Here is a 25,818-nt window from a genome sequence, read left to right on the forward strand (position 1 = left end):
CCGTAGCCGGCGCCAGGCGCGGCTGAAGAAGTTGAATGACAGCGGAATGAAGTACGGAACAACACGCTGCGATCAGCCGTGGAACGAGCCCGCGCGACGCCACCAACGTCGGCTACGTGAAAAGCTCGGCGACCCCCCAGTCTCCGTGGCCGAAAATATAAGGAAGGTCGCGCTGCGAGTAAAGAGGAATACGCAGAGAAATTTCGCCGGGAATCAGACCGCGCCGGGGAACGCGACCGGCGCACCGCCCCAAGTGAGCTGGGCGCCGGCGTTCGCGAGCAGCCCGTTGACGGCGAAAGTCCGCACCGCGGGCTTGTCCGCCGACTCGACCAGATCGCCGTACACCGCCGCCAGCCGGCGCTCGAGCAGCAGGATCAGAGCGGCCGCGGTCGCCGCGTTCGTCACGGCCTGCGGCAGGTCGTACGCCGGTTCGGCCGCGGCCGGGGTCTCGCCCGCGGCAACCACCAGTTGGCTGAGGCGGTCGCGGTTCAGGCGGTGCTGCTCGTAGGAATCGGTCGCCGACCGGAACCGGGCGCCGCTGAGCTTGCCGCCGGCAACGCCGATGCCGTACAGCGCGGCGTGCTCGCCGGCCAGCGCGGCCTGCAGGGCCTCCACCTCGGTCACGATGCGTCCGCCTTCTTCTTCGCTGGGGTCAGCTTCGTCCCGAGCTGCAACTCGGACGCAGCGATCATGGCCAGCAACCGGGCCGGAGCACCCGACAGCTTGGCCGCCGCGGTGGCGTGGGCGGCCGCCGCGGCCTTCTCCTGCTTGGCCAGTACAGCGAGTGCGGCAGCCGACGTACTCGCGGCCGGCGGGGCCTTCGGAGTCGCGGCCTGCACGCCGTCCGTCTCCTTCAGCTTGGCCAGATGGCTCGCGTGGTACTTCGCCCCGGCGGCGAGCTGGGTGCGCAGGGCGGGGAACTTCCGGCTGGTGCTGGTGTAGACGAGGGACAATAGAGTCACCTGGGCCGCCGCGGCACTGAGCGCGGCGACCACGGCCGGATCGACGGTCGGCGTCTCCTCGACCGCCTGACCGGTCTTCGGGTCGATGGCGCCCGGCGTACCGGAGCCGGACTCGTCGTCCTTGCAGCCGCCCAGCGCGACGGCACCGGGCAGCACGGCGGCGGTCGCGACAACGGCGCGGCGGGACAGGCGGGGTTCGGTCGGCACGCCGGAACGATACCCGGTGACGCGCCGGTGACCGGCCTGGGACGAGCCGGTGACGTGGACACTGCTGCGGGCCGGATATGGTGGGCTACTGCCCTCGGTCGGATCGCCGAGTGGCGGAACGGGTGCACAACTGGAGAGAGAGGCAGGTCAACCTGTGAGCCGAAGGACTGACCACACGGACACCACGAGCCTCGAGAACTTCCTGCGGCCGATCGTCGAGCAGTTCGGCTGCGACCTGGAGGCCGCCGACCTCGCGCCGGCCGGCCGCCGCCGGTTGCTGCGCGTGCTGGTCGACCGCGACGGCGGGATCAGCCTCGACGACGTCGCCGAGGTCACCCGAGCCATCTCCAAGGCACTCGATGCCGACGACATCATGGGCGACGGCGCCTACACGCTGGAGGTCTCCAGCCCCGGCGTCGACCGGCCACTCACTCTGCCCCGGCACTGGCGCCGCAACGTCAAGCGCCTCGTCGCGGTCACGCTGACCGCCGGCGGCAAGGTGACCGGCCGGATCAAGTCCGCCTCCGACGAGGCGGCCGAGCTGGACGTGGACGGCAAGGCCCAGACCGTCGCGTACGCCGACGTGGCCAAGGCCAAGATCCAGATCGAATTCAACCGGGCTGCCGGCAACGACGAAACAGAAACACCTGCCGACGGCACGGTGGAGGAGAACTGACATGGACATCGACATGGCCGTGCTGCGGTCGCTGGAGCGGGAGAAGGACATCTCCCTGGACGTGGTCGTCGAGGCGATCGAGCAGGCACTGCTGGTGGCCTACCACCGCACCGAGGGCGCCCAGCAGCACGCCCGTGCCGAGCTGGACCGCAAGACCGGGCACGTCACCGTGTTCGCCCGCGAGCTCGCCGAGGACGGCTCGCTGGCCCGCGAGTACGACGACACCCCGGCCGACTTCGGCCGGATCGCGGCCACCACGGCCAAGCAGATCATCCTGCAGCGGCTGCGCGACGCCGAGGACGAGGTCCGGTACGGCGAGTTCTCCGGCAAGGAGGGCGACATCGTCTCCGGCGTCATCCAGCAGGGCCGCGACCCGCGCTCGGTGATGGTCGACCTCGGCAAGATCGAGGCCGTGCTGCCGGCTCCGGAGCAGGTGCCGGGGGAGAAGTACGAGCACGGCTCCCGGCTTCGGGTGTACGTCGTCGGGGTCCGCAAGGGCTTCAAGGGACCGCAGATCACGGTCAGCCGGACCCACCCGAACCTGGTCAAGAAGCTGTTCGCGCTCGAGGTCCCGGAGATCGCCGACGGCACCGTCGAGATCACCGCGATCGCCCGCGAGGCCGGTCACCGGACCAAGATCGCCGTCCGGACGCTGAACCCGTCGGTGAACGGCAAGGGCGCCTGCATCGGGCCGATGGGGCAGCGGGTGCGCAACATCATGCACGAGTTGCACGGCGAGAAGATCGACATCATCGACCACAGCGACGATCCGGCCACCTTCGTCGGGAATGCGTTGTCCCCGGCGCAGGTTACGTCTGTCGAGGTGGTCGACGCCGCGGCACGTGCGGCACGGGTCGTCGTACCCGACTACCAGCTCTCGCTCGCGATCGGCAAGGAGGGGCAGAACGCCCGCCTGGCCGCCCGGCTGACCGGGTGGCGGATCGACATCCGGCCGGATACCGATGTGACTCGTGAGAGCGAGAAGGTAGACTGATCTCTCGGTCGGTCGACTGAGTCGCAACCACACCCTGAGGTTCACGTGACAGTGACTACAGACGCGCGCCCTGGCAAGCCCCGGGAGCGCACCTGTATCGGGTGCCGGAAGCGGTCCGGTCCGGCTGACCTGCTGCGGATGACGGTGTCCGGAGGGCTTGTCCTCCCGGATCCCGATCGTCGGGCACCCGGCCGTGGGGCGCATCTGCACCCGGTGACCGAGTGCCTCGACCTCGCCGTCCGGCGCAAGGCGTTCCCACGGGCCTTCCGGGTCCCGGGGCCGCTTGATGTGACCGGGCTGCAGGAGTACGTCGCGCAGCGTGATAAGCAAGAGGCAAGTAGTGCAGTGCAAACGGCGGCCACCCGGCCGCCCGCAGCGGTCCAGACCGCTGTGACGACATGAAGGCGGGTCATCGACTCATGACCACTCGATGAGTGTCTACCGATGAGTGCAATGCGATGAGCACGTACGTCAACTAACGGTCCGCGCCCAGGCTCGGACCAGAGGGAGAGTAGTGGCAAAGGTCCGGGTCTACGAGCTCGCGAAGGAGCTCGGAGTTACCAGCAAGGTCGTTCTGACCAGACTGAACGACATGGGCGAGTTCGTCCGGTCGGCATCCTCGACGATCGAGGCACCTGTCGTCCGGCGGTTGGCGGAGGAGTTCGAGAAGAACCCGCCGAAGAAGCGCGCGGCCAAGAAGGCCGCCGCCAGTACATCTGCCGCGCCGCAGGCGACCGCTCCGGTCGCGCCTGCCGAGCCGGCCAAGAAGGCTGCCCCGGCAGCCCCGGCCGAGCGCCCAGCGCCGGCCCCGAAGTCGACCCCTGCTCCGGTCGCCGAGGCCACCGTGAGCGAGAAGGCCGAGGCCGCTCCGGCTCCGGTCAAGGCGGCGCCCGCCCCGGGAATCAAGCCGGGTCCGCGTCCAGGCCCGAAGCCGGCTCCCCGGCAGGAGGCTCCGGCAGCTCCGGTCGAGTCCGCTCCGGCGGCCAAGGTCGAGGCCCCGGCTGAGACGACACCTGCGCCTTCGTTCGAGGCTCCGGCTGCCAAGGCGGCCACCTCCGACGCGCCGGCTGCGCCTGCCCCGAGCCGTACGCCGGCTCCGAGCCGGCCGACCCCTGGTCCGGCGCAGCAGCGTCCGGCCGCCGACAGCCCGGCTCGTCCGGCATCGCCGCGTCCCGGCGGTCCGCGTCCGGGTGGTCAGGGTGGCCCCCGTCCGGGTGCTCCGCGTCCCGGCGCTCCGCGTCAGGGCGGTCAAGGTGGCGGTCCCCGTCCGGGCGCACCGCGTCCGGGTAACAACCCGTTCAGCTCCACGCAGGGCATGCAGCGCGGTGGCGCTCGCCCGGGTCCGGGTGGACAGGGCGGCGGCTCCGGCCAGGGTGCGAGCCCGGCCGGGATGGCGCCGCGTCCGCCGCAGTCCCGCGGTGACGACCGCCGTGGTGGCAGCGACAGGCCGCGTCCGAGTGGTGTGCCCGGTGCGCCGCGCCCCAACCCGGCGATGATGCCGAAGTCCTCGGCCGGTACGTTCACCGGCCGTCCGTCCGGTCCCGGTGGTGGCGGCGGAGGCGGTGGCGGCGGTGGCCGTGGTCGCCCCGGCGGCGGTTCCGGTGGACCGGGTGCCGGCGCTCGCCCAGGTGGCGGCGGTGGCGGTGGCGGCTTCCGCCCAGGTGGCGGCGGTCCCAGCGGTCCGCCCGGTGGCGGCGGTGGCCGCCCGGGTCCGGGCAACCGTGGTCGTGGCGGGACACAGGGTGCCTTCGGGCGTCCGGGTGGTCCGGCGCGCCGTGGCCGCAAGTCGAAGCGGGCGAAGCGCCAGGAATTCGACAACATGCAGGCGCCGGCAGTCGGCGGCGTCCGCGTCAAGCACGGTGACGGCGAGGTCGTGCGCCTTGCCCGCGGTGCGTCGCTGACGGACTTCGCCGAGAAGGTCGGCGTCGACCCGGCGTCGCTGGTGCAGGTGCTGTTCCACCTCGGCGAGATGGTGACCGCGACCCAGTCGGTCAACGAGGAGACGCTGCAACTGCTCGCCACCGAGCTGAACTACGACGTCCAGATCGTGTCCCCGGAGGACGAGGACCGCGAGCTGCTGCAGTCGTTCGACATCGACTTCGGTTCGGACGAGGGCGGCGAGGACGACCTGGTCAAGCGGCCGCCGGTGGTGACCGTGATGGGTCACGTCGACCACGGTAAGACCAAACTGCTGGACGCGATCCGGATGGCCAACGTGGTCGCCAAGGAAGCCGGTGGCATCACCCAGCACATCGGTGCGTACCAGGTGACGACCGAGGTCGACGGCGAGCAGCGGGCCATCACCTTCGTCGACACCCCGGGTCACGAGGCGTTCACCGCCATGCGTGCCCGTGGTGCGCAGGCCACCGACATCGTCATCCTGGTGGTCGCGGCCGACGACGGCGTGATGCCGCAGACGATCGAGGCCCTGAACCACGCCCGGGCGGCGAACGTCCCGATCGTGGTCGCGGTGAACAAGATCGACGTCCCGAGCGCGGACCCGGCCAAGGTGCGCGGTCAGCTGACCGAGTACGGCCTGGTGCCCGAGGAGTACGGCGGCGACACCATGTTCGTCGACGTCTCGGCGAAGTCCCGGATCAACATCGACGGGCTGCTCGAAGGCGTCGTACTGACCGCCGACGCGGCACTCGACCTGCGGGCCAACCCGAACATGCCGGCCCAGGGCATCGCGATCGAGGCGAACCTCGACAAGGGCCGTGGTCCGGTGGCGACCGTGCTGGTTCAGCGCGGCACGCTGCGGGTCGGCGACTCGATGGTGGCGGGACCGGCGTACGGCCGGGTCCGGGCCATGCTCGACGAGCACGGCGACCCGGTCGAGGAGGCGACTCCGTCGCGTCCGGTGCTGGTTCTCGGTCTGACCGCCGTACCAGGTGCGGGTGACAAGTTCCTGGTGGTCGACGACGACCGGCGGGCGCGGCAGATCGCTGAGAAGCGGGAAGCCCGGGCTCGTGCGGCGGCCAACGCCAAGCGTCGTGCGCGCCGGACCCTCGAGGACTTCATGGCCTCGATGGAGAAGGGCGAGACGCAGGAGCTGCTGCTGATCCTCAAGGGCGACGTGTCCGGTTCGGTCGAGGCACTGGAAGACGCTCTGGTCCGGATCGAGGTCGGCGACGAGGTCAACCTGCGCGTCATCGACCGCGGTGTCGGTGCGATCAACGAGAACGACGTCAACCTGGCCATCGCGTCGAACGCCGTCATCATCGGCTTCAACGTGCGGCCGGCGGGCAAGGCCGGTGACCTGGCCGAGCGCGAGGGCGTCGACGTCCGGTACTACTCGGTCATCTACGCGGCGATCGACGACATCGAGGCGGCCCTGAAGGGCATGCTGAAGCCGATCTACGAGGAGGCCACGCTGGGCCAGGCGGAGATCCGCGAGATCTTCCGCTCCTCGAAGGTGGGCAACATCGCCGGTTGCTGGGTGACCAGTGGCCTGATCCGCCGCAACGCCAAGGTCCGGTTGATCCGGGACGGCGCGGTGGTGGTCGACAACACCGAGCTGTCGTCGCTGAAGAGGTTCAAGGACGACGCGTCCGAGGTCCGCGAGGGCTTCGAGTGTGGTCTGACCATCAACGGCTACAACGACATCAAGATCGGTGACGTCGTCGAGGCCTTCGAGCTTCGCGAGAAGCCGCGCAACTGATCCGCGACGGTGGCCCGGCGCTGTGCCGGGCCACCGGAGTAACGTCCGGAGAGGCGGTGTTCTCTCCGGACGTTGTTCATGAATGAGGGAGTGAGCCCTGATGGGTGAAGCAAGGGCGAAGCAGCTGGCCGACCGGATCCAGGTGCTCGTCGCCGAGCTGCTCGAGCGCCGGGTCAAGGACCCCCGGCTGGGGTTCGTCACCGTGACGGACGCCCGGCTGACCGGTGACCTGCGCGAGGCGAGCGTCTTCTACACCGTGTACGGCGACGAGCAGGCGCGGGCCTCGACCGCGGCCGCACTCGAGTCGGCCCGCGGCCTGATCCGCAGCGAGGTCGGCAAGGCTCTGGGGCTGCGGCACAGCCCGAGCGTCTCGTTCTTCCTGGACGCCGTTCCGGAGAACGCCGGCCAGATCGAGGAGCTGCTGGCCAAGGCCCGGTCGGCCGACGCCGAGGTGGCCAAGGCCGCCGCGGGCGCCAAGCCGGCCGGCGACGCCGATCCGTACAAGCACCGCGAGGACGACGAGGACGAGCCGGCCGAGTGAGCGGTCCCGTCTTCACCCCGTCGTCCGACGGCGTCGTCGTCGTCGACAAGCCGATGGGGTTGACCTCGCACACCGTCGTGGCCCGGATCCGGCGTCTGGCCGGCACCCGCAAGGTCGGCCACGCCGGCACGTTGGATCCGATGGCGACCGGCGTACTCGTCGTCGGTCTCAACCGCGCCACCCGGCTGCTGGGTCACCTGCAGCTGTCGGACAAGTCGTACGACGCGACGATCCGGCTCGGCGCGACGACCACGACCGACGACGCCGAGGGCGAGATCGTGACCACGGCCCCGGTCGACGGCATCACGGCGGAGGCGATCGAGGCCGCGGTGGGCGGTTTCCGTGGCGAGATCTCGCAGGTCCCGTCGAAGGTCTCCGCGATCAAGGTCGACGGCCGGCGCGCGTACGAACGCGTCCGTGCCGGCGAAGAGGTCGCGCTCAAGGCCCGGGCTGTCACGGTGTCGCGGTACGACATTCTCGACGTACGACCCGGCGCGGAGTGGATCGACGTGGATGTGTCGGTCGACTGTTCCAGCGGGACGTACATCCGTGCGCTGGCACGTGACCTCGGGGCCGAGCTCGGCGTCGGCGGTCATCTCACGGCGTTGCGGCGTACCCGGGTCGGCGCCTTCGACCTGTCGACGGCACACACGCTGGAGTCCTTGGCTGAGGACTTCGTCTGGCGGCCTATCTCCGAGGTCGCCGCGGAAACCTTCCCCCGGTACGACGCCAGCCCTGAACAGGCCGCCGCCATCCGCACCGGCCGTCCGCTGTCCGGTCTCAAACTGGCGCTTGGTCAAACCGCCATGTTCGATCCCACCGGCACCTTCCTCGCCCTGTACGAACCCCACGGCCCCGTAGCCAAACCCACCGCCGTCTTCGTCAGCTAGGCGTGTTCGCCCCGCCGTTGGTGGTGCGCGTCCGTGACGCGATCTGCGGAAAGAAATCGCCGCCAGGCGACGAGAAGTTTCCGAAGAGCGCGCCGGTCTGGATGGCGACGGTTTCTGTCGGTGGGCGGTCTTACCGTCGGAGGATGAGATATGGGTTCGTGTTGCCACTGGGGGATGCTCGGGATGCGGCGGAGTTGGCGGCGCTCGCCGAGGAGAACGGGTGGGACGGGTTCTTCGTGTGGGAAGCCGTCTGGGGGATCGACGCCTGGGTGATGCTCGGCGCCGCGGCGATGACCACCGAGCGGATCCGGCTGGGGACGATGCTGACGCCACTGCCGCGCCGGAAACCGTGGGACGTCGCGGGGCAGACATCGACGGTCGACAACCTCAGCAACGGCCGGGTGACACTCGCGGTCGGGCTCGGCGTCTCGGGCGACGACCGGTTCTGGCTCTTCGAGGACGATCCAGGCCGCAAGGTCCGCGCGGAACTGATGGACGAGTCGCTCGAGATGCTGCAGTACCTGTGGCGCGACGAGTCCTTCGAGTACGCCGGCAAGCACTACCGCTCCAAGAAGATCGGAGACCTCGTCCCACCCGCGCCGCCACCACCGGTGCAACAGCCGAGAATCCAGACCTGGGTGGTCGGCGCCTGGCCCCGACCAAAGTCCATGCGCCGCGCAGCCCTCCAAGACGGCTGGCTCCCGAACTACGTCGTACCACCCGGCGAGACGCGAGGCGAATGGACACCAGACCTCCTCGCCGAAGGCGTCACCTGGATCCGCAACGAGCGAGCCACCCACGGCCTGACCATGGACGGTTACGACATAGTCGCCGAAGGCACCACAACTGCCGACGACCCCAACCCCGCCAGCACAGTCCGCCCCTGGTCAGAAGCCGGCGCCACCTGGTGGATAGACGCCGACTGGACGTCCCTGGACCCAGCCGCCGTCCGCCAAGCAGCCGAACGCCGCCTAAAAGCAGGCCCACCCCGAGTGGACTGAAGCCTGCGCCGCCCACCATCCAGTTGAGCCCTGCCACGCCACCCGGCCAGGTCACCCCGGCCACCGCACCCGGCCGTCCCGGTGGCCGGTCACGTCGACTGCCGTAGCCATCCGTTCGCTTGATTCTGGCGCGAGCACCTCCCACCAACTGAGTTCAAGCGGCCAGGCGAGCGCGCGTAGCGGCGCGTGGGGATCCAGCGCGTGGGTGGAAGCCGCTGGTTACGCTTAAGGGGTGCGTTCTCGTCCGACTTTGCAGTGGGCTCCTGGGCCTGAGGTGTTGGCGTTGGAGCCGGGTACGGCGGACGTCGGGCCGGTCGCGGACGTGGTCGCCGGTGGGGGAGTCGTCGTACTGAGTGGCGCAGGGATCTCCACCGAGTCAGGCATTCCGGACTACCGCGGCGAGACAGGCAGCCTCCGCACTCACACCCCGATGACGTACGGCGATTTCACCGCAAGCGAGTCCGGCCGCCAACGCTACTGGGCACGAAGCCACCTCGGCTGGCGCACGATCGCGCGAGCAAACCCCAACACCGGCCACCGCGCAGTAGCAACCATGCAAGCCCACGGCTACCTCACCGGCGTGATCACCCAGAACGTCGACGGTCTCCACCAAGCAGCCGGCGCCCGCGACGTGATCGAGTTGCACGGGAACCTCGACCGCGTCATCTGCCTCAACTGCGGTACGATGTCCCAGCGGGAGGTCCTCGACCGTCGCCTGAGGGCCGCCAACACCACGTTCGAGGGCGAGGCGACCCGGATCAACCCCGACGGCGATGTGGAACTGCCCGACGACATCGTCCGCACGTTCACCGTGGTCCCGTGCACCGTCTGCGGCGGCGTACTCAAACCCGACGTCGTCTTCTTCGGCGAGAACGTCCCGAAGTCCCGCGTCGAGCGCTGCTACCGCCTGATCGACGACGCGAACGCCGTACTCGTCCTCGGCTCGAGCCTGACCGTCATGTCCGGCTTCCGTTTCGTCCGGCACGCCGCGAAGGCCGGCAAATCGGTGCTGATCATCAACCAGGGCATCACCCGCGGCGACCCGTACGCCGCCCACCGCGTCAACCTCCCGCTCGGCCAGGCCCTGACCCAACTCATCGAGCAACAAAAATGAAAACACCTCCGGGCCGGACCGCGCGTGATGTGGTCCGGCCCGGGGGCCGCTCTACGGATTGGAAAGGGTCAGCGTTGCGCGCTGGTCCGTAGGCGGTTCAGGGAGGCCTTGACGGCCTGTGGGGAGGCGGCGGCTTGCCGGGCCAGCACGCGAGCCTGCGCGGCCCACTCCGACTGCTCCGCGGCGGTCACTCTAGCCGGGGCACCGGTCAAAGTCTTGAAAGTCAGCGACGCGACACCCGCCTGACCTTCGAAGCGCGGGTGGTAGTTCAGCGCCCGGAGCACGTTGATGTCCTTGCCCTGGATCCACGCCTGCCCGTCCGGCGCACAAGCGTCGTGCCCGGTCGACGGCCCGAACGTGTCCACGTACGTCGCTCCGCCCGCGGCGGCGGCCGAGGAGATCGCGGCGTTCAGCGCCTGCTCGATCGAGTACAGGTACGAGTAGTCGCCGTTGGCGAACGGCAGGATCGACGGGCAGGTGCCCTGCTCCGGCGCGATCTTCGGGTACCCGACCAGCAGGACGGTTGCCTCCGGCGACCGTGCTTTGATGCCCTGGACAACGATCGCGATGCGCGTCTGGGTCTGCGCGATCTTCGCCCGTAGCGTGTCCACGCCGTCCACGGTGAAGTGGGCCTTGCACGGCGCCCCGGTCGGGTCGGAGGCCCGCAGCCCGGGGCAGGTGCCGACGATGTCGCCGAACACGCCGAAGTCGTTGCCGCCGATCCCGAGCGTGACCAGATCCGTGTCCGGCGTCAGCGCGTCGAACTGCGGAGCGGCCGTCCCGAGGATGGTGCTCTGCGGCTGCGTCATGTTGGTCGTGTCGGCGCCACCGCAGCTCACGTCGGTGAACTGGTGCACCCGCAGCATCGTGGCCAGCATCTTCGGGTAGTTGCTGTACGAGCGTGCGCACCCGAGCGACAGCAGATCCGGCAGCGGCACCAGCGGCGCCGACGTGTACGAGTCCCCGAGCGCGACATACTTGTGGAAGGCGGGCTCGGCGCTGGCGTTGGACACGGGCAGCGCGGCGACCAGAACCAGCGACGCGCAGGCGGCGACCAGGCGGCGTAGCTTCACAGGACCCTCCCCAGGCTCGGCAGTGCGGCGGCCCCACCCTAAGTTGAGTCACCGCCTGATCACAAGGGGTGATCGCGGACCTGCCGCACGGAACGCGCTCGGGACATGGAATCCTGCTGTCATGCGTGTCTGGCACGGTTTGGACGAGGTGGGTGCGGATTTCGGCCCGTCGGTCGTCACCATCGGCAACTTCGACGGCGTGCACCGGGGTCACCAGGAGGTGCTCGCGCATGCCAAGGCGCGGGCGGCCGAGCTGGGCGGACTACCGGTGGTCGCGCTCACCTTCGACCCGCACCCGATGATGGTGCTGCGGCCGGATCGGGCGCCGCTGATGCTCAGCGAGCCCGAGGAGCGGGCCGCGCTGCTGGGCAAGCACGGCGCCGACGCCGTGCTGATCCTCCCGTTCAACAAGGAGGTGTCCAGCTGGCCGCCGGAGGAGTTCATCGAGCGGGTGCTGGTTCGCACGCTGCACGCCAAGGCGGTCGTGGTCGGGGAGAACTTCCGGTTCGGTCACAAGGCGGCCGGGCACGTGGACACGCTCGTTGCCGCCGGTGCCGAGGCCGGTTTCCAGGTGGAGGGTCTGAGCCTGGCCGGCGGCGAGCAGCCCTGGTCGTCGACGTACACGCGGGAGCGGATCGCCGAGGGTGACGTGGAGGCGGCGGCCGAGGCGCTCGGGCGCCCGCTGCGCGTCACCGGCGTGGTCGTCGAGGGCGACAAGCGCGGTCGCGAGCTGGGCTACCCGACGGCGAACATCCCCGCCGACCCGCGGGCCGCGGTCCCGCTGGACGGTGTGTACGCCGGGTGGCTGACCGTCCTCGAGCCCGCTCCCGGAGCTCCGGCGTACGACGAACCGCTGCCGGCGGCGATCAGCGTCGGCAGCAACCCGACGTTCGACGGTGTGGACCGGCGGGTGGAGTCCTACGTCCTCGACCGGGACGATCTGGAGCTGTACGGCGCCCGGATCGCCGTGGATTTCGTGGCCCGGCTACGCGGCAGCCAGATCCGGTTCGACTCGATCGACGAGCTCCTCGTGCAGATGAAGGCCGATGTCGACGGCGCGCGCCGGATCCTTACCTCGAATTAGGGTGACGCGTCCACGGACTGATACGCTGGCTGCTGCCGTCTGAACGGCCGCGGACAGAGAGTGCTCGGGTGAAGAATGCCCCGGTGCGCCGCGCAACGGAAATCGAGAGGAACTCTGTGTCATCTGTTGATGCTGCAACGAAGAAGAAGATCATCGGTGAGTACGCCCTGACCGAGGGTGACACCGGGTCTCCTGAGGTCCAGGTCGCGCTGCTGACGCACCGCATCGCCGACCTGACCGAGCACCTGAAGGAGCACAAGCACGACCACCACAGCCGTCGTGGCCTGCTGCTGCTCGTCGGCCAGCGCCGCCGGCTGCTGAACTACCTGGCGAAGAAGGACATCAACCGCTACCGGTCCCTGATCGAGCGGCTCGGCCTTCGCCGATGACCTCGCGAGGAGCGGCCCCCGAGTCCCGGGTGGCCGCTCCTGGCGTATTCGTGCCCAGGCACGAGCTCAACAACTGAATAACAGCAAGAAAGACGAACGAGGCGACGCGAAGCGCGTGGCGGGAGGACGACCGGTCCTCGGTAGTGGCTTTCGGGAGAACTCACAGTTCACCCGCGGGCCTCGATCGAAGACCGGCACCCCGGTAGCTCGCGCCTCGCTGTCGTCCACAGTGAGAGAGGGGTATCCCGTGACGGGATCCACCGGTACGCCCATGGAGGGCACCGAATTCGCCGAGGCCGTGCTGGACAACGGCAGCTTCGGCACCCGCACCATCCGCTTCGAGACGGGCCGTCTGGCCCAGCAGGCCGCCGGCTCCGCCGCCGCCTACCTCGACGGCGACACGATGGTGCTGTCGGCCACCACGGCCAGCAAGAAGCCCAAGGACCAGTTCGACTTCTTCCCGCTGACGGTCGACTGCGAAGAGCGGATGTACTCCGTCGGCCGCATCCCCGGCTCGTTCTTCCGCCGGGAGGGCCGTCCGTCCGAGGAGGCCATCCTGACCTGCCGGCTGATCGACCGCCCGCTGCGGCCGTCGTTCGTGTCCGGTCTGCGCAACGAGATCCAGGTCGTCATCACGGTCCTGGCGCTCAACCCGGACAAGCTGTACGACGTTCTCGCGATCAACGCCGCGTCGATGTCGACCCAGATCGCGGGATTGCCGTTCTCCGGCCCGATCGGCGGCGTCCGCGTCGCCCTGATCGACGGCCAGTGGGTGGCTTTCCCGACCCACACCGAGCTCGAGGACGCGGTCTTCGACATGGTGGTCGCGGGCCGGGTCACCGAGAGCGGTGACGTCGCGATCATGATGGTCGAGGCCGAGTCGACCCCGGGCACCTTCGAGAAGGTCGCCGCCGGAGTCCAGGCGCCGACCGAGGAGATCGTCGCCGCGGGCCTGGAGGCCTCCAAGGGCTTCATCAAGACCCTGGTCGAGGCGCAGGCCGACCTGGCCGCGCGGTCCGCGAAGCCGACCGGTGAGTTCCCGATCTTCCCGGACTACGCCGACGACGCGTTCGCGGCGGTCGAGGCCGCCGCCTCCGAGGAGCTGGCGCAGGCGCTGACCATCGCCGGCAAGCACGAGCGCGAGTCCGCCACCGACGCGGTCAAGGCCGCCACGGTGGACAAGCTGGCCGCCGACTTCGAGGGCCGCGAGAAGGAGCTGTCCGCAGCCTTCCGGTCGCTGACCAAGAAGCTGGTCCGGCAGCGCGTGCTGAAGGACAAGGTCCGCATCGACGGCCGCGGGCTGGCCGACATCCGGCCGCTCAAGGCGCAGGTGCGGGTGCTGCCGCGAGTCCACGGTTCGGCGCTGTTCGAGCGCGGCGAGACCCAGATCATGGGTGTCACCACGCTGAACATGCTCCGGATGGAGCAGCAGCTGGACACGCTGTCCCCGGAGACCCGCAAGCGCTACATGCACAACTACAACTTCCCGCCGTACTCGACCGGTGAGACCGGCCGGGTGGGTTCGCCCAAGCGCCGCGAGATCGGTCACGGCGCGCTGGCCGAGCGGGCCTTGGTGCCCGTGCTGCCGTCCCGCGAGGACTTCCCGTACGCGCTGCGCCAGGTCTCCGAGGCGCTCGGCTCGAACGGGTCCACCTCGATGGGTTCGGTCTGCGCCTCCACGCTGTCGCTGCTGTCGGCCGGTGTGCCGCTGAAGGCCCCGGTCGCCGGTATCGCGATGGGTCTGATCTCCGGTGAGGTCGACGGCGAGACGCAGTACGTCGCGCTGACCGACATCCTCGGCGCCGAGGACGCGTTCGGCGACATGGACTTCAAGGTCGCCGGCACGAAGGACTTCGTCACCGCCCTGCAGCTGGACACCAAGCTGGACGGCATCCCGGCCAGCGTGCTCGCGGGTGCGCTGACCCAGGCCAAGGACGCGCGGCTGACGATCCTGGACGTGATGGCCAAGGCCATCGACGCGCCGGGTGAGATGAGCGAGTTCGCGCCGCGGGTCATCTCGGTCAAGGTCCCGGTCGACAAGATCGGAGAGGTCATCGGCCCGAAGGGCAAGATGATCAACCAGATCACCGAGGACACCGGCGCCGACATCTCGATCGAGGACGACGGCACCGTCTACATCGGCGCGACCGACGGTCCGTCGGCCGAGGCGGCCCGGGCCGCGATCAACGCGATCGCGAACCCGACCATGCCGGAGAAGGGTGAGCGCTACCTGGGCACGGTCGTGAAGACGACCAACTTCGGTGCGTTCATCAGCCTGCTGCCGGGCAAGGACGGCCTGCTGCACATCAGCAAGCTGCGTGGCCTGGCCGGTGGCAAGCGGGTCGAGGCGGTCGAGGACGTGCTCTCGGTCGGCCAGAAGCTGCAGGTCGAGATCGCAGAGATCGACGACCGCGGCAAGCTCTCCCTGATCCCCGTTCTCGAAGAGGACGAGAAGAAGGGCGAGGAGAAGAAGGCAGAGGCCGAGTCCGCCGAGTGACCCGAGCGATCACCAGCACACTGCTGAGCCCGGAGGCGGGCGGTCCGGTGAAACGGACCGTCCTGCCCTCCGGGCTTCGTGTGCTGTCCCAGTCCGTGCCGGGCTTCCGCTCGGTCACTTTCGGCGTCTGGGTCGGCGTCGGCTCCCGGGACGAACCGGAGCAGTTGGCCGGCGCGACGCACTTCCTCGAACACCTGCTGTTCAAGGGCACCGAGCGTCGCGACGCGCTGGAGATCTCCGCCGCGATCGACGCGGTCGGCGGCGAGATGAACGCGTTCACCGGCAAGGAGTACACCTGCTACTACGCGCGGGTGCTCGACTCCGATCTCCCGCTCGCCGTCGATGTCATCTGCGACATGATCACCTCCGCCACGCTGACGAGTGCGGACGTGGAGAGTGAGCGCGACGTCATCGACGAAGAGATCGCGATGCACGCCGACGAGACGTCGGACCACATCCACGACCTCTTCGCCGAGCAACTGTGGGGCAGGTCGCCACTCGGCCGCTCGATCACCGGGACGCCGGAGTCCGTCGCCGGACTGTCCCGCCAGCAGGTGGTGGGCTGGTACCGCCGCCGCTACAAGCCGGCCAACATCGTCGTCTCGGTCGCCGGCAACGTCGACCACGCGGACGTCGTTCGCCTTGTCCGCAAGGCGTTCGAGCGCCACTGGGTCACCACCGAGGCCGAGCCGGCTCCGGTCCGCCGTGCCGTCGCCCAGCAGGCACCGACGTACGGCGGGGTGCGCGTGCACCACCGTGACGTCGAGCAGGCGCACCTGGTGCTCGGGATGCCGGGCCTGGTCCGCAGCGATTCACGCCGGTACGTCGCCGGCGTACTGCACGGGATCGTCGGCGGCGGCATGTCGTCGCGGCTGTTCCAGGAGGTCCGGGAGAAGCGCGGTCTGGCCTATTCGGTCTTCACATTCGGCTCGGCGTACGCGGACTCCGGGATGGTCGGGGTGTACGCCGGATGCCTGCCGAAGAAGGCCACCGAGGTGCTCGACGTGGTCCGGTCCGAGCTGCAGGCGATTGCCAGCGGCAACATTACGCCGGACGAACTGCTCCGCGGCAAAGGGCAGATGCGCGGCTCGGTCGTGATGGGCCTGGAGGACACCGGCGCCAAGATGACCCGGATCGCCAAGGCCGAGCTCGTGTACGGCGAACTGCCCACTGTCGACGAGATCCTGCACCGGATCGACTCCGTCACCCTCGACGACGTGTCCGCACTCGCCGCCGAGCTGTACGCCGGCACCCCCGCCCTCACCGTGATGGGCCCGTTCGACGAGGACAGCACGGCCTTCACGGTCTGAGGTTTCCCCTCGACAGCCCCGCGGCGCAAGGGCAGACTGACGAGCTGGGAGGGGGTCCCAGCATGACCACGACAACTACATCGGCAACACAAGCATTGGCCGGCGACTTCCGCGGTGACCTGGTGTCTCCGGGCGATCCGTCGTACGACGAGCAGCGGAAAGTCTGGAACGGATCGATCGATCGACGGCCCGCACTCATCGCCCGCTGCACCGGAGCCGCCGACATCCGGGCCGCGCTGGCGGTCGCTCGCCGGACCGGCCTGCAGGTGGCGGTCCGCGGCGGCGGCCACAGCTTCCCGGGTCACTCGACCTGCGACGGCGGCATCCTGATCGATCTCGCGCGGATGAAGGGGATCCGGGTCGATCCGGTGCGCCGTACCGCGCGTGCGCAGGCAGGTGTCCTGCTCGGCGAGCTGGACCGCGAGACACAGGCCTTCGGTCTGGCCACACCGTCCGGCATCGTCACGCACACCGGGGTCGCCGGACTCACGCTCGGCGGCGGGATCGGCTGGCTGATGCGGAAGTACGGGCTGAGCATCGACAACCTGATCTCGGCCGACGTGATCACCGCCGAGGGCGAGCTGGTGACCGCGAGTGAAGACGCCAACGGCGATCTGTTCTGGGGGATCCGGGGTGGCGGCGGGAACTTCGGCATCGTCACCGAGTTCGAGTTCCGGCTGCATCCGGTCGGGCCGATCATCTACGGCGGCCCGATCATGTGGCCGATGGAGAAGTCGCCGGACCTGATGCGGTTCTACCGCGACTGGATCACCGGCGTACCCGACGACCTCACCACCGCGGTGATGCATCGGTGGATCCCGCCGCTGCCGTCGATTCCGGCCGAACTGCACGGGCGCCCGGTGGTGGTCGTGCTCGCCTGCTACGCCGGTTCGGTCGAGGACGGCGAGCGCGTCGTGGCGCCGCTCAAGGCGTTCGCACCGCCGCTGCTGGACATGTGCGTGCCGAAGCCGTACGTCGATCTGCAGGCGATGTTCGACCCGAGCTTCCCGCACGGCCGGTGGTACTACATGCGGTCCTCGGACGTCGGCACGCTGTCCGACGACGTGATCGACATCGCCGCCGCGCGCGGGATGGCGATCAACTCGCCGTACACGTCGTACCCGATCTTCCAGCTCGGCGGCGCCATCTCCGGGGTGAGCCCGGACAGTACTGCGTTCGGCGCGCGATCGAGCGGACACACGTTCAACTTCGTCGGCGTGACGCTCGGTCCGGACGGATTCGAGGAGCAGCGGCAGTGGGTCCGCGACTCCTGGAAGGCACTCGAGCCGCATCAGTCCGGGGTGTACGTCAACTTCCTCAGCGACGAGGGCACCGACCGGATCCGGTCCGCGTACGGCGCGACGACGTACGACCGGCTGAAGGACCTCAAACAGAAGTACGACCCGGGCAACCTCTTCCACCTGAACCAGAACATCAGGCCCCATTGACGCGATAGTCTTCGAGCTGTTGTGTCGCGTCACCACGTGATCTGCCTCTGGATCCCTCGCTGAACGGGATCGCAAGCACTTGACGGCCCGACGTGCCGCACCGCGCTGGATCGACCCAGCGCGGTTTGGCCTGCCGTCTGCGAATGAGGATCACCGTGCTGACTCCGCTGTGGGATGCGTTCCGTACCGCCCGCGAATCCCTGTCCGACGCCGTCCGGGTCGCTCCGGGCTGGCTGCTCTTCTACTCGACCCTTGTCCTCGGCCAAGCCGTCCTTCCGGGCGCCCAGGTCGTCCTGCTGCGCCGGCTGATCGAGGGCCTGGACCGAGGTCACGCCTGGGTGCCGTTGATCGGGCTCACGGTGGTGGTGGGCCTGATGTATCCGCTCGCGCAGGTGGCGACCGGCTGTGGCCAGCGGATGATGCTGCGGCTGAGGTTGCACTACCGCGCCGAGCTCGCCCAGGTCGCCGCCCGGCTGAGCCCGAGCCGCCTGGCCCGCCCTGACGTGACGACGGATCTGGAAGCCGCCCAGTCGGCGACGTGGCCGATGGCGGACGTGCCCGGGCGACCGGTCCAGGTGCTGGGCGCGGGCGTGACCTCGGTCGTGCTGTGCGCGGCGATCTGGTCGATCAATCCGTGGTCCGGAGGACTCGTCCTCGCCGCGCTCGTGCCGACCGTGGTCGCGTTCACTGCGATCGCGCGGATGGAGTCCGCGAAATGGCCGAAGGTTGCGGAGAAGGACCGGGTCGCCGGGTATGCCACCGAACAGCTCATCCAGCAGCGTCCTGCGACCGAGCTGGCCGCGCTCGGCTCCGGCGTCAAGGTCGCGCGGCTGGTCGCCGAACGCCGGGCCGGCGCGACCCGGATCCAGGACGGGATGATCGGCATGGCCATGACGGCGGAGCTCGCGGCTGCCGTCGCGACGGTTCTGCTGTTCGGCGGTGCGTTGGTCGCCCTGGTGCTCGGCGGGGCGACCGGGGGAGCGGCTGCCGCGGCCGTTGCCGGAACCATCTCCGGACTGAACGCGATCCGGTTGTGCGGCTACGCGTTCGGCACGATCGTCACGGCCGCGCCGCAGGCCCGGATCTATCGCCGGTTCGTCCGGAGTGCTCCCGAGCGAGAGCCGCAGCTCGTCGTACTGCGTGTCGAGTCTGTTGCCCTGGACAACGTCACCTTCCGCTATCCGGGCGCGCCGGAGCCGGCCTTGCGGGACGTGTGTATCGAGGCACGGCGTGGTGAGCTCGTCGCGCTGGTCGGCGTGAACGGGGCGGGCAAGTCGACCGCGGTCAATCTCCTCGTCGGCAGCCTGGCGCCGGATGCCGGGCGGGTGCTGATCGACGGGAAGGACGCTGCGGAGCTGAGCGAGAGCGAGCGGCTCGGGCACTTCGGGCTGCTCGTGCAGGAGTTCGGCCGGTTCGAGTTCACGCTCCGCGATGCCGTCGCCCTTGGCTCGCCGGAGCCGGTGACCGACGACGAGATCCGGGCCGCGCTGGCGGGCACCTTCGCGGCGGACGTTCCGCTCTGCACACAGTTGGGCCAGCAGTGGGGCGGCACCGGAATCTCCGGCGGGCAGTGGCAGCGGCTCGCGCTGGCCCGGATCCGGCTGCGGAACGCCGGCGTCTGGATCCTGGACGAGCCCACGTCCGCCATCGACGCCGAGGCGGAGCGCGAGATCTTCGCCGAACTGCGGCGTACCAAGGACACCCGGATCACGATCGTGGTCTCGCACCGCGCCTGGACCCTTCGCGAGATGGACCGCATCTACGTCATCGACGCCGGCTCGGTGGTCCAGTGCGGGACGTATCCGGAGCTGATGGCGCAGCCGGACGGTCGGTTCACGCGGCTCTTCGCGGACTGACCGCGCAATTGTGTGCAACGGAGAGTTTGGCTGAGATCTGACGTGACGTCTGATGACTCGGCGCGCTTATCGGATTAAGGTAGCCCGGGCCTGCCCATGTGATCGCTGGTCGTCTGAGGTCTTGGGAAAGTAACGCCTGCGTTACGCGCCGCCGCTTTGCGCCTGACAACGTTGACATGCGCAGTTTCGACCAGAGAGCATGACGCTTGATCCGCCCGCCTAGCGGCCCTCCCGCCGAGGAAGTTGGTTTGACCGTGCGACGTCTGACTGGGGTTGTGGGGGTAGCTGTCAGCCTTGCGCTGGCGCTGTCCTCCTGTGGTGACGGGAACAGCAGCAATGGCAGCGGTTCCGGCGACAAGAGCGAGATCATCGCGATCGCCGCCGACCCGCTGGATTACATCAACCCGCTGAACGAGAACGGCAGCCCGGGGATCCAGGTCGCGATGGCGGTGTTCGCGCCGCTGGTGACCACGGACCCGAACACCGGCAAGCTGCAGAACGTGATGGCTGACTCGATCACGCCGGACAAGACCAGCCAGACCTGGACGATCAAGCTGAAGCCCGGGAACACCTTCCAGAACGGCCAGGCGCTGACCGCCAAGGACTACGTCGACAGCTGGAACATGACCGCGCAGGGCTCGAACGCCTGGAAGAACAACGGCTTCTTCTCCAAGGTCGACGGGTACGACGCGCTGAACCCGCCGACCCCGGACGGCGCCACTCCGAAGCCGACCTCGGTGAAGACGCTGAGCGGACTCAAGCAGGTCGACGATCTGACCTTCACGGTCAAGCTCAAGGTGCCCTTCTCGCAGTTCGGGCTGACCCTGCAGTACCTCGGCCTGGCGCCGCTGCCGGAGGAGGTCCGCAAGAACCCGGACGCCTACAAGCGCAAGCCGATCGGCAACGGCCCGTACAAGCTGGCGGCCGACTGGAACGCCGGTGACGACATCAAGCTGGCCAAGTGGGACGGCTACAAGGGCCCGAACGCGCCCGAGGCGCAGTCCATCACCTACCGGTTCATCGCGAACGCGGACACGGCGTACAACGAGTTCCTGGCCGGCAACGTGGACTTCGTCGACGTGCCCCCGACCAAGGTGAAGACCTTCAAGAGCGACGCCCCCGACGGCTGGGTCACGGCGGTCAGCTCCGGCGCCAACTACCTGGTGATCCCGGCCTGGGACGCGCGGTACAAGAACCCGAAGCTGCGGCATGCGTTCTCGATGGCGATCGACCGGAAGGCGTTCGCCGACCTGGTCGGGCTGTCCGACCCGGCCAAGGGCCTGATCGCGCCGGACATCGACGGCTACCGCGACAACGCCTGCAAGTACTGCGACTACGACCCGGCCAAGGCCAAGCAGTTGCTCCAGGAGGCCGGTGGATTCTCCGACCCGGTCATGATCAGTTACAACACCACGTCGGCGACCGGCCAGATCTTCGCCGAGGCGATCGGCAACATGCTGCGGCAGAACCTCGGCCTGACCGTGAAGTACGCCGGCAAGGCGGGCTCGGAGATCACCACGCTGGCCGACACCCGCAAGCTGGACGGCCTGCGGTTCGGCGGCTGGGGTCACGACTACCCGTCGATCGAGGACTACCTGACGCCGATGTTCAAGTCCAACGGCGACGCGAACTTCGCCGGCTACAACAACCCGGCGCTGGACGCCGTGCTGGCCAAGGGTGACGCCGAACCGGACCAGGAGAAGGCGATCAAGATCTACCAGCAGGCCGAGGACATCGCGCTCGAGGACATGCCGCTGATCCCGCTGTACACCAAGTCGAACGCGTACCTGCACTCGGCCAAGATCGAGCCGAGGGTGTCGAAGTACGTCGGGGTGTCGGCGCTCTACGCGACGTTCAAGTGATCCGGTTCATCCTGCGCCGCATCCTGGCGGCGATTCCGATCGGCCTGATCGTCACGCTGGGGGTCTTCGCGCTCGTCTTCGCGATGCCCGGGGACCCCCTGCGGGAGCTGGCCGGCGACAAGCCGATCCCGGCCGCTGTCCTGGCGGCCAAGCGGGCGCAGTACCACCTCGACGATCCGTTCATCGTCCAGTACCTGCTGAGCATGAAGGACATGTTCACCGGCCACTTCGGTACGACGTTCGCCGGTGCGGACATCGCCGACCAGTTGCGGCTTCGGATTCCGGTCACGCTGAAGCTGGCCACGCTGGGCCTGGTCTTCCAGTGGATCGCGGGCCTGCTGTTCGGCCTGTACGCCGGCTTCAAGCGCAACGGCGTGATGGACCGGTTGTTGCTACTGGCAACACTCGTCGTACTCGCGGTGCCCGGTCTGGTGCTGTACTTCACCGGGCAGTACCTGTTCGGCGTCGAGCTGAAGTGGCTGCCGGTCTCCGGCACCCGCGACGGCTGGCCGATGTCGTACCTGCTGCCGGCGATCTGCATCGGCATCACCGGGTTCGCCGGGCTGGCCCGGCTGACCCGGACGTCGATCGTCGACACCGCGAACTCCGACTTCGTCAAGACCGCTCGGGCCAAGGGTCTCGGCGAGCAGCGGATTCTCTGGCGGCACGTGCTGCCGAACGCACTGCTGCCGGTGGTGACGCTGATGGGCATCGACTTCGCCGGGATCTTCGCCGGCGCGGTGCTGGCGGAGAGCATCTTCAACCTGCCTGGGCTCGGCCAGTTCATGTTCCAGGCGATCAAGCTGAAGGAGGGCGGTGTGGTGGTGCTGTTGTCCACGCTGGCGTTCCTGATGTTCATCCTGATCAACCTGGCCGTCGACGTCATCTACGGCGCGATCGATCCGAGGGTGCGCAATGTCTGAGACCTCGCAGGTCTTCGGGGCCGAGACGCAGGACCTCGAAGGCCGGACCCTGTCGAACACCCAACTACTCCGGGCGTTGCTGCGCAAACCGCAGTTCGTCATCTGCCTGGTGCTGGTGCTGACGTTCTTCCTGATGGCCGCGGTACCGCGGTTGTTCACCTCGGTCGACCCGCACTTCTGCGCGCTCGCCAAGAGCGCGCACAGCCGCGAGCCGGGGCACCCGTTCGGCTTCGACATCCAGGGCTGCGACTACTTCGCGAACGTGATCTACGGTGCCCGGCCGTCGGTGCTGGTCAGCCTGGTCGCAGGGATCGGCGGGTTCGTGGTGGCCGGCATCCTGGGCCTGCTGGCCGGCTACTTCCCGGGGCTGGTGGACACCGCGATCTCGCGGGTCGCGGACGTGCTGTTCGCACTGCCCGGCCTGATCGCACTGATCGTGATCCTGAACTCGGTGCCGAACCGCAGCATCTGGATCATCGTCGCGATCATCCTGGTGACCGGGTGGCCGCAGGGGATGCGGGTGATGCGCTCCACGGTGTTCTCGGTCCGCAATCGTGAGTACGTGCTGGCGGCCCGATCGGTCGGGGTTCCACCGCTGCGGATCCTGCGCAAACACGTGTTCCCGAACGCGATGGCACCGCTGCTCGCGATGACCACGCTCGGCATCGGCGGCCTGATCGGGCTGGAGGCCGTGCTGACCTTCCTCGGCGTCGGCCTGCAACCGCCGTCGATCTCCTGGGGATCGCAGTTCGGCGTGGCCGCGTCGTACCGGGAATCCCCGCACCTGTTCCTCTGGCCGGCGTTGTTCATCTCGACGATGACGATCTCGTTCATGATCATCGGCGATTCGATCCGCGACGCCCTGGACCCGAAGTTGCTGAGATGACGACACCTGGTGAAGTACTGCTGAAGGTCGACGACCTGACCGTGGAGTTCGACACCCCACACGGCTCGGTCCGGGCCGTGGACGGAGTGTCCTGGCAAGTCAGGGCAGGGGAGACGCTGGCGATCCTGGGGGAGTCGGGGTCGGGCAAGAGCGTCTCGACCCAGGCGCTGACCGGGATCCTGGAGATGCCGCCGGGCCGGATCGTCTCGGGTACGGCGGAGTACCGCGGCGCCGACCTGATCGCGATGACCGTGAAGGAACGCCGCAAGATCGTCGGCGACCGGATCACGATGGTGTTCCAGGACTCGCTGTCGGCGCTCAACCCGGTGCAGTCGGTCGGGACCCAGATCGCCGAGTGCTACCGGGTGCACCGCGGCCTGTCGAAGAAGGACGCGCTGAAGCGAGCGGCCGAGATGCTCGATCAGGTGCGGATCCCGGCCGCGGCGCGACGGGTGCGCGACTACCCGCACGAGTTCTCCGGCGGCATGCGGCAGCGGGTGATGCTGGCGATGGCGCTCGCGCTGGATCCCGACGTACTGATCGCGGACGAGCCGACGACGGCGCTCGACGTGACCGTCCAGGCGCAGATCCTCGAGTTGATCGCGGACCTGCAGGCCGAGCGGGACATGGGCGTCGTGCTGATCACGCACGACCTCGGTGTGGTGTCGGACGTCGCTGACAACGTGGTGGTGATGTACGCCGGCCATGTCGTCGAGCGGGCCTCGACTGCGGAAGCGCTGGACCATCCCGTGCATCCGTACACCGAAGGTCTGCTCGGCTCGATGCCGTCGGCGGACCTGAAGGGCCAGGAACTGCCGACGATTCCCGGTACGCCGCCCTCGCTGGGGGCGATCCCGTCCGGGTGTGCGTTCCGGACCCGGTGCCCGATGGCGATCGACGACTGTGCCAAGGAGGTCCCGCCGTTGCTCACCGTCGCACCAGGACGGGACGCCGCGTGCATCCTTCGTACGTCCATCTCCGAGCGGGAGGCGGTCTGATGGCCGAAGAGTTGCTGGTGGCAACGGAACTGGTGAAGCACTACGACATCAGCCCGGCGCTGTCCTTCGGCGCCAAGACGCTGGTCCGGGCTGTCGACGGCGTGGATCTGACGCTGCGTAAGGGCGAGTCGCTCGGCATCGTCGGTGAATCCGGCTGTGGCAAGTCGACTCTGGTTCGGCTGCTCGCCGCCCTGGAGAAGCCGACCTCGGGCCAGATCGAGTACAACGGTGTCGACGTCAGCAGACTGCGCGGCCGGGAACTGCGCCGGTGGCGCCAGAACGTACAGGTGGTGTTCCAGGATCCGTACTCGAGCCTGAACCCGCGGATGCGCGTCGGTGAGATCGTGGCCGAGCCGCTGGAGGTTCACCCGGATGTCTCGAAGGGCATCGACATCCGCGCCCGGGTCCGCGAGTTGCTCGACCTGGTCGGCCTGCGGGCCGAGGACGAGTCGAAGTTCCCGCACCAGTTCTCCGGCGGGCAGCGGCAGCGGATCGGGATCGCGCGGGCGATCGCGCTCAACCCGGACGTGCTGCTGTGCGATGAGCCGGTGTCCGCACTGGACCTGTCGGTGCAGGCGCAGGTGGTGAACCTACTGATGCGGCTGCAGCGTGAGCTCGGTCTCAGCATCATCTTCGTCGCCCACGACCTGTCAGTAGTCCGGCACGTGTCGGACCGGGTCGCGGTCATGTACCTGGGCCGTGTTGCCGAGTTGGGCGAGCACCAGCAGGTGTACGACGTACCGGCGCATCCGTACACGCAGGCACTGCTGTCCGCGGAGCCCGGACTGGCTCGGCAGGGCCGCCAGCGCATCGTCCTGGCCGGCGATCCGCCGTCTCCGGTCCTGCCTCCGTCGGGCTGCCGTTTCCACACTCGCTGTCTCCGCGCGGAGTCACGCTGTAGCACTGAGGAACCGCAACTGCGGGAACTCACCTCGGGGCAGACTGTCGCCTGCCACTTCGCCGAGGACGCCCAGACCGCCTACGCCTCCGCGGCCTCGGTCTGATGCTGATCGATCCCCGGCCGTCGGACGATCCCGCGCTCACCTTGCTGCTGGATCTCGCCCTGAAGGAGCTGTTCACCCGCTACCCGGACAGCCCCTCGACCCATTGGGTCGATCCGGCCACGAGCTTCCTCGTCGCGCTGGAAGACGGTGACGGGCTCGGCTGCATCGGGCTGATGCCGGTGCAGGACGGAGTCGGCGAGATCAAGCGGATGTTCGTGCACGAGGCCCACCGTGGCCGCGGGATCGCCCGGCGACTGGTGGCGTCGGTCGAGGCAGTAGCGAGGCACCGGGGTGCGACGTCGCTCCGCCTCGCGACTGGCACTCGCCAGCCGGAGGCGGTCGCTCTGTACGAATCGCTCGGTTACCAGGCGACATCGCCGTACGGGAAGTACGTTCACGATCCGCTGGCGCGGTGCTACGCGAAACTCCTTACCTGACCGCG

23 protein-coding genes are annotated in these 25,818 nt (G+C 68.8%); 20 read left to right on the top strand and 3 right to left on the bottom strand.

Features of this window, described 5'->3' with window-relative positions; genetic code table 11:
* Positions 1 to 213: 213 nt before the first annotated feature.
* Entirely contained in the window at positions 214 to 624 is a 411-nt protein-coding gene (locus E0H73_RS04390; RefSeq protein WP_131351544.1) for a ferritin-like domain-containing protein, read from the bottom strand.
* The gene (locus E0H73_RS04395) at positions 621 to 1,169 is read right to left on the bottom strand and encodes a cell division protein FtsK (protein ID WP_131351545.1); all 549 of its coding nucleotides are present in this window, start codon (positions 1,167 to 1,169) and stop codon (positions 621 to 623) included. The genes E0H73_RS04390 and E0H73_RS04395 overlap by 4 nt, the downstream gene beginning before the upstream one ends.
* Positions 1,170 to 1,323: 154 nt before the next feature.
* On the opposite strand from E0H73_RS04395, the gene rimP reads away from it, so the two are divergent.
* The 8 genes from rimP to E0H73_RS04435 all read left to right on the top strand — a co-directional run bounded on the left by rimP (position 1,324) and on the right by E0H73_RS04435 (position 10,046).
* On the top strand, positions 1,324 to 1,845 hold the full coding sequence (gene rimP, locus E0H73_RS04400; RefSeq protein ID WP_131351548.1) for a ribosome maturation factor RimP: 522 nt from the start codon (positions 1,324 to 1,326) through the stop codon (positions 1,843 to 1,845).
* A gap of 1 nt (position 1,846) precedes the next feature.
* The gene (gene nusA / locus E0H73_RS04405; protein WP_131351551.1) at positions 1,847 to 2,839 is read left to right on the top strand and encodes a transcription termination factor NusA; all 993 of its coding nucleotides are present in this window, start codon (positions 1,847 to 1,849) and stop codon (positions 2,837 to 2,839) included.
* Between the two features lie 51 nt (positions 2,840 to 2,890).
* Positions 2,891 to 3,241, top strand: coding sequence for a YlxR family protein (locus tag E0H73_RS04410; RefSeq protein WP_272949111.1), 351 nt, complete (start codon positions 2,891 to 2,893; stop codon positions 3,239 to 3,241).
* A gap of 112 nt (positions 3,242 to 3,353) precedes the next feature.
* On the top strand, positions 3,354 to 6,500 hold the full coding sequence (gene infB / locus E0H73_RS04415) for a translation initiation factor IF-2 (protein WP_131351557.1): 3,147 nt from the start codon (positions 3,354 to 3,356) through the stop codon (positions 6,498 to 6,500).
* Between the two features lie 100 nt (positions 6,501 to 6,600).
* Positions 6,601 to 7,041, top strand: coding sequence for a 30S ribosome-binding factor RbfA (gene rbfA / locus E0H73_RS04420; RefSeq protein WP_202867193.1), 441 nt, complete (start codon positions 6,601 to 6,603; stop codon positions 7,039 to 7,041).
* On the top strand, positions 7,038 to 7,931 hold the full coding sequence (gene truB, locus E0H73_RS04425; RefSeq protein ID WP_420323416.1) for a tRNA pseudouridine(55) synthase TruB: 894 nt from the start codon (positions 7,038 to 7,040) through the stop codon (positions 7,929 to 7,931). Before rbfA ends, truB begins: the two co-directional genes overlap by 4 nt.
* A gap of 143 nt (positions 7,932 to 8,074) precedes the next feature.
* Entirely contained in the window at positions 8,075 to 8,932 is an 858-nt protein-coding gene (locus E0H73_RS04430; RefSeq protein ID WP_131351563.1) for an LLM class flavin-dependent oxidoreductase, read from the top strand.
* 232 nt (positions 8,933 to 9,164) lie between these two features.
* Positions 9,165 to 10,046 carry an NAD-dependent protein deacetylase gene (locus E0H73_RS04435; protein WP_131351566.1) on the top strand — a complete coding sequence of 294 codons (882 nt, stop codon included), beginning with the start codon at positions 9,165 to 9,167 and terminating at the stop codon, positions 10,044 to 10,046.
* Positions 10,047 to 10,114: 68 nt separating this feature from the next.
* Here the strand turns inward: E0H73_RS04435 and E0H73_RS04440 are convergent, their stop codons facing one another.
* On the bottom strand, positions 10,115 to 11,119 hold the full coding sequence (locus tag E0H73_RS04440; protein ID WP_131351569.1) for an SGNH/GDSL hydrolase family protein: 1,005 nt from the start codon (positions 11,117 to 11,119) through the stop codon (positions 10,115 to 10,117).
* Between the two features lie 121 nt (positions 11,120 to 11,240).
* Between E0H73_RS04440 and E0H73_RS04445 the strand changes: the two genes are divergently transcribed.
* The 12 genes from E0H73_RS04445 to E0H73_RS04500 all read left to right on the top strand — a co-directional run bounded on the left by E0H73_RS04445 (position 11,241) and on the right by E0H73_RS04500 (position 25,813).
* A complete protein-coding gene (locus tag E0H73_RS04445; RefSeq protein WP_131351572.1) occupies positions 11,241 to 12,203 on the top strand; it encodes a bifunctional riboflavin kinase/FAD synthetase in 963 nt (320 codons plus the stop codon).
* Between the two features lie 116 nt (positions 12,204 to 12,319).
* On the top strand, positions 12,320 to 12,592 hold the full coding sequence (gene rpsO / locus E0H73_RS04450; protein WP_131351575.1) for a 30S ribosomal protein S15: 273 nt from the start codon (positions 12,320 to 12,322) through the stop codon (positions 12,590 to 12,592).
* A gap of 271 nt (positions 12,593 to 12,863) precedes the next feature.
* Positions 12,864 to 15,089, top strand: coding sequence for a polyribonucleotide nucleotidyltransferase (locus E0H73_RS04455; protein ID WP_131352528.1), 2,226 nt, complete (start codon positions 12,864 to 12,866; stop codon positions 15,087 to 15,089).
* Complete coding sequence (locus E0H73_RS04460) at positions 15,086 to 16,399, top strand: M16 family metallopeptidase (RefSeq protein ID WP_131351578.1); 1,314 nt, start codon at positions 15,086 to 15,088, stop codon at positions 16,397 to 16,399. The genes E0H73_RS04455 and E0H73_RS04460 overlap by 4 nt, the downstream gene beginning before the upstream one ends.
* 62 nt (positions 16,400 to 16,461) lie before the next feature.
* Positions 16,462 to 17,847, top strand: a complete 1,386-nt coding sequence (locus E0H73_RS04465; protein ID WP_131351581.1) for an FAD-binding oxidoreductase — start codon at positions 16,462 to 16,464, stop codon at positions 17,845 to 17,847.
* A gap of 143 nt (positions 17,848 to 17,990) precedes the next feature.
* Positions 17,991 to 19,703, top strand: a complete 1,713-nt coding sequence (locus E0H73_RS04470) for an ATP-binding cassette domain-containing protein (RefSeq protein WP_131351584.1) — start codon at positions 17,991 to 17,993, stop codon at positions 19,701 to 19,703.
* A gap of 254 nt (positions 19,704 to 19,957) precedes the next feature.
* Positions 19,958 to 21,565 carry a peptide ABC transporter substrate-binding protein gene (locus E0H73_RS04475; protein WP_131352529.1) on the top strand — a complete coding sequence of 536 codons (1,608 nt, stop codon included), beginning with the start codon at positions 19,958 to 19,960 and terminating at the stop codon, positions 21,563 to 21,565.
* Positions 21,562 to 22,488, top strand: coding sequence for an ABC transporter permease (locus E0H73_RS04480; RefSeq protein WP_131351586.1), 927 nt, complete (start codon positions 21,562 to 21,564; stop codon positions 22,486 to 22,488). The genes E0H73_RS04475 and E0H73_RS04480 overlap by 4 nt, the downstream gene beginning before the upstream one ends.
* Positions 22,481 to 23,374: an ABC transporter permease gene (locus E0H73_RS04485; protein WP_131351589.1), complete on the top strand. Its 894-nt coding sequence runs from the start codon at positions 22,481 to 22,483 to the stop codon at positions 23,372 to 23,374. Before E0H73_RS04480 ends, E0H73_RS04485 begins: the two co-directional genes overlap by 8 nt.
* A complete protein-coding gene (locus tag E0H73_RS04490) occupies positions 23,371 to 24,372 on the top strand; it encodes an ABC transporter ATP-binding protein (RefSeq protein ID WP_131351592.1) in 1,002 nt (333 codons plus the stop codon). Before E0H73_RS04485 ends, E0H73_RS04490 begins: the two co-directional genes overlap by 4 nt.
* Positions 24,372 to 25,376 (top strand): ABC transporter ATP-binding protein, encoded by a 1,005-nt coding sequence (locus tag E0H73_RS04495; RefSeq protein ID WP_131351595.1) that lies wholly within the window; start codon positions 24,372 to 24,374, stop codon positions 25,374 to 25,376. Before E0H73_RS04490 ends, E0H73_RS04495 begins: the two co-directional genes overlap by 1 nt.
* Positions 25,376 to 25,813: a GNAT family N-acetyltransferase gene (locus E0H73_RS04500; RefSeq protein WP_131351598.1), complete on the top strand. Its 438-nt coding sequence runs from the start codon at positions 25,376 to 25,378 to the stop codon at positions 25,811 to 25,813. The genes E0H73_RS04495 and E0H73_RS04500 overlap by 1 nt, the downstream gene beginning before the upstream one ends.
* Positions 25,814 to 25,818: the final 5 nt, after the last annotated feature.

Source organism: Kribbella pittospori (assembly GCF_004331465.1).
In the GTDB taxonomy this organism is placed as follows: domain Bacteria; phylum Actinomycetota; class Actinomycetes; order Propionibacteriales; family Kribbellaceae; genus Kribbella; species Kribbella pittospori.

What these genes read in the sequence shown, in the direction of transcription:
- E0H73_RS04500 (WP_131351598.1), top strand. Translation starts at nt 25,376, where the DNA reads ATGCTGATCGATCCCCGGCCGTCGGACGATCCCGCGCTCACCTTGCTG.
- E0H73_RS04470 (WP_131351584.1), top strand. Translation starts at nt 17,991, where the DNA reads ATGAGGATCACCGTGCTGACTCCGCTGTGGGATGCGTTCCGTACCGCC.
- rbfA (WP_202867193.1), top strand. Translation starts at nt 6,601, where the DNA reads ATGGGTGAAGCAAGGGCGAAGCAGCTGGCCGACCGGATCCAGGTGCTC.
- E0H73_RS04495 (WP_131351595.1), top strand. Translation starts at nt 24,372, where the DNA reads ATGGCCGAAGAGTTGCTGGTGGCAACGGAACTGGTGAAGCACTACGAC.
- E0H73_RS04430 (WP_131351563.1), top strand. Translation starts at nt 8,075, where the DNA reads ATGAGATATGGGTTCGTGTTGCCACTGGGGGATGCTCGGGATGCGGCG.
- E0H73_RS04490 (WP_131351592.1), top strand. Translation starts at nt 23,371, where the DNA reads ATGACGACACCTGGTGAAGTACTGCTGAAGGTCGACGACCTGACCGTG.
- E0H73_RS04485 (WP_131351589.1), top strand. Translation starts at nt 22,481, where the DNA reads ATGTCTGAGACCTCGCAGGTCTTCGGGGCCGAGACGCAGGACCTCGAA.
- nusA (WP_131351551.1), top strand. Translation starts at nt 1,847, where the DNA reads ATGGACATCGACATGGCCGTGCTGCGGTCGCTGGAGCGGGAGAAGGAC.
- E0H73_RS04455 (WP_131352528.1), top strand. Translation starts at nt 12,864, where the DNA reads ATGGAGGGCACCGAATTCGCCGAGGCCGTGCTGGACAACGGCAGCTTC.
- E0H73_RS04445 (WP_131351572.1), top strand. Translation starts at nt 11,241, where the DNA reads ATGCGTGTCTGGCACGGTTTGGACGAGGTGGGTGCGGATTTCGGCCCG.
- E0H73_RS04465 (WP_131351581.1), top strand. Translation starts at nt 16,462, where the DNA reads ATGACCACGACAACTACATCGGCAACACAAGCATTGGCCGGCGACTTC.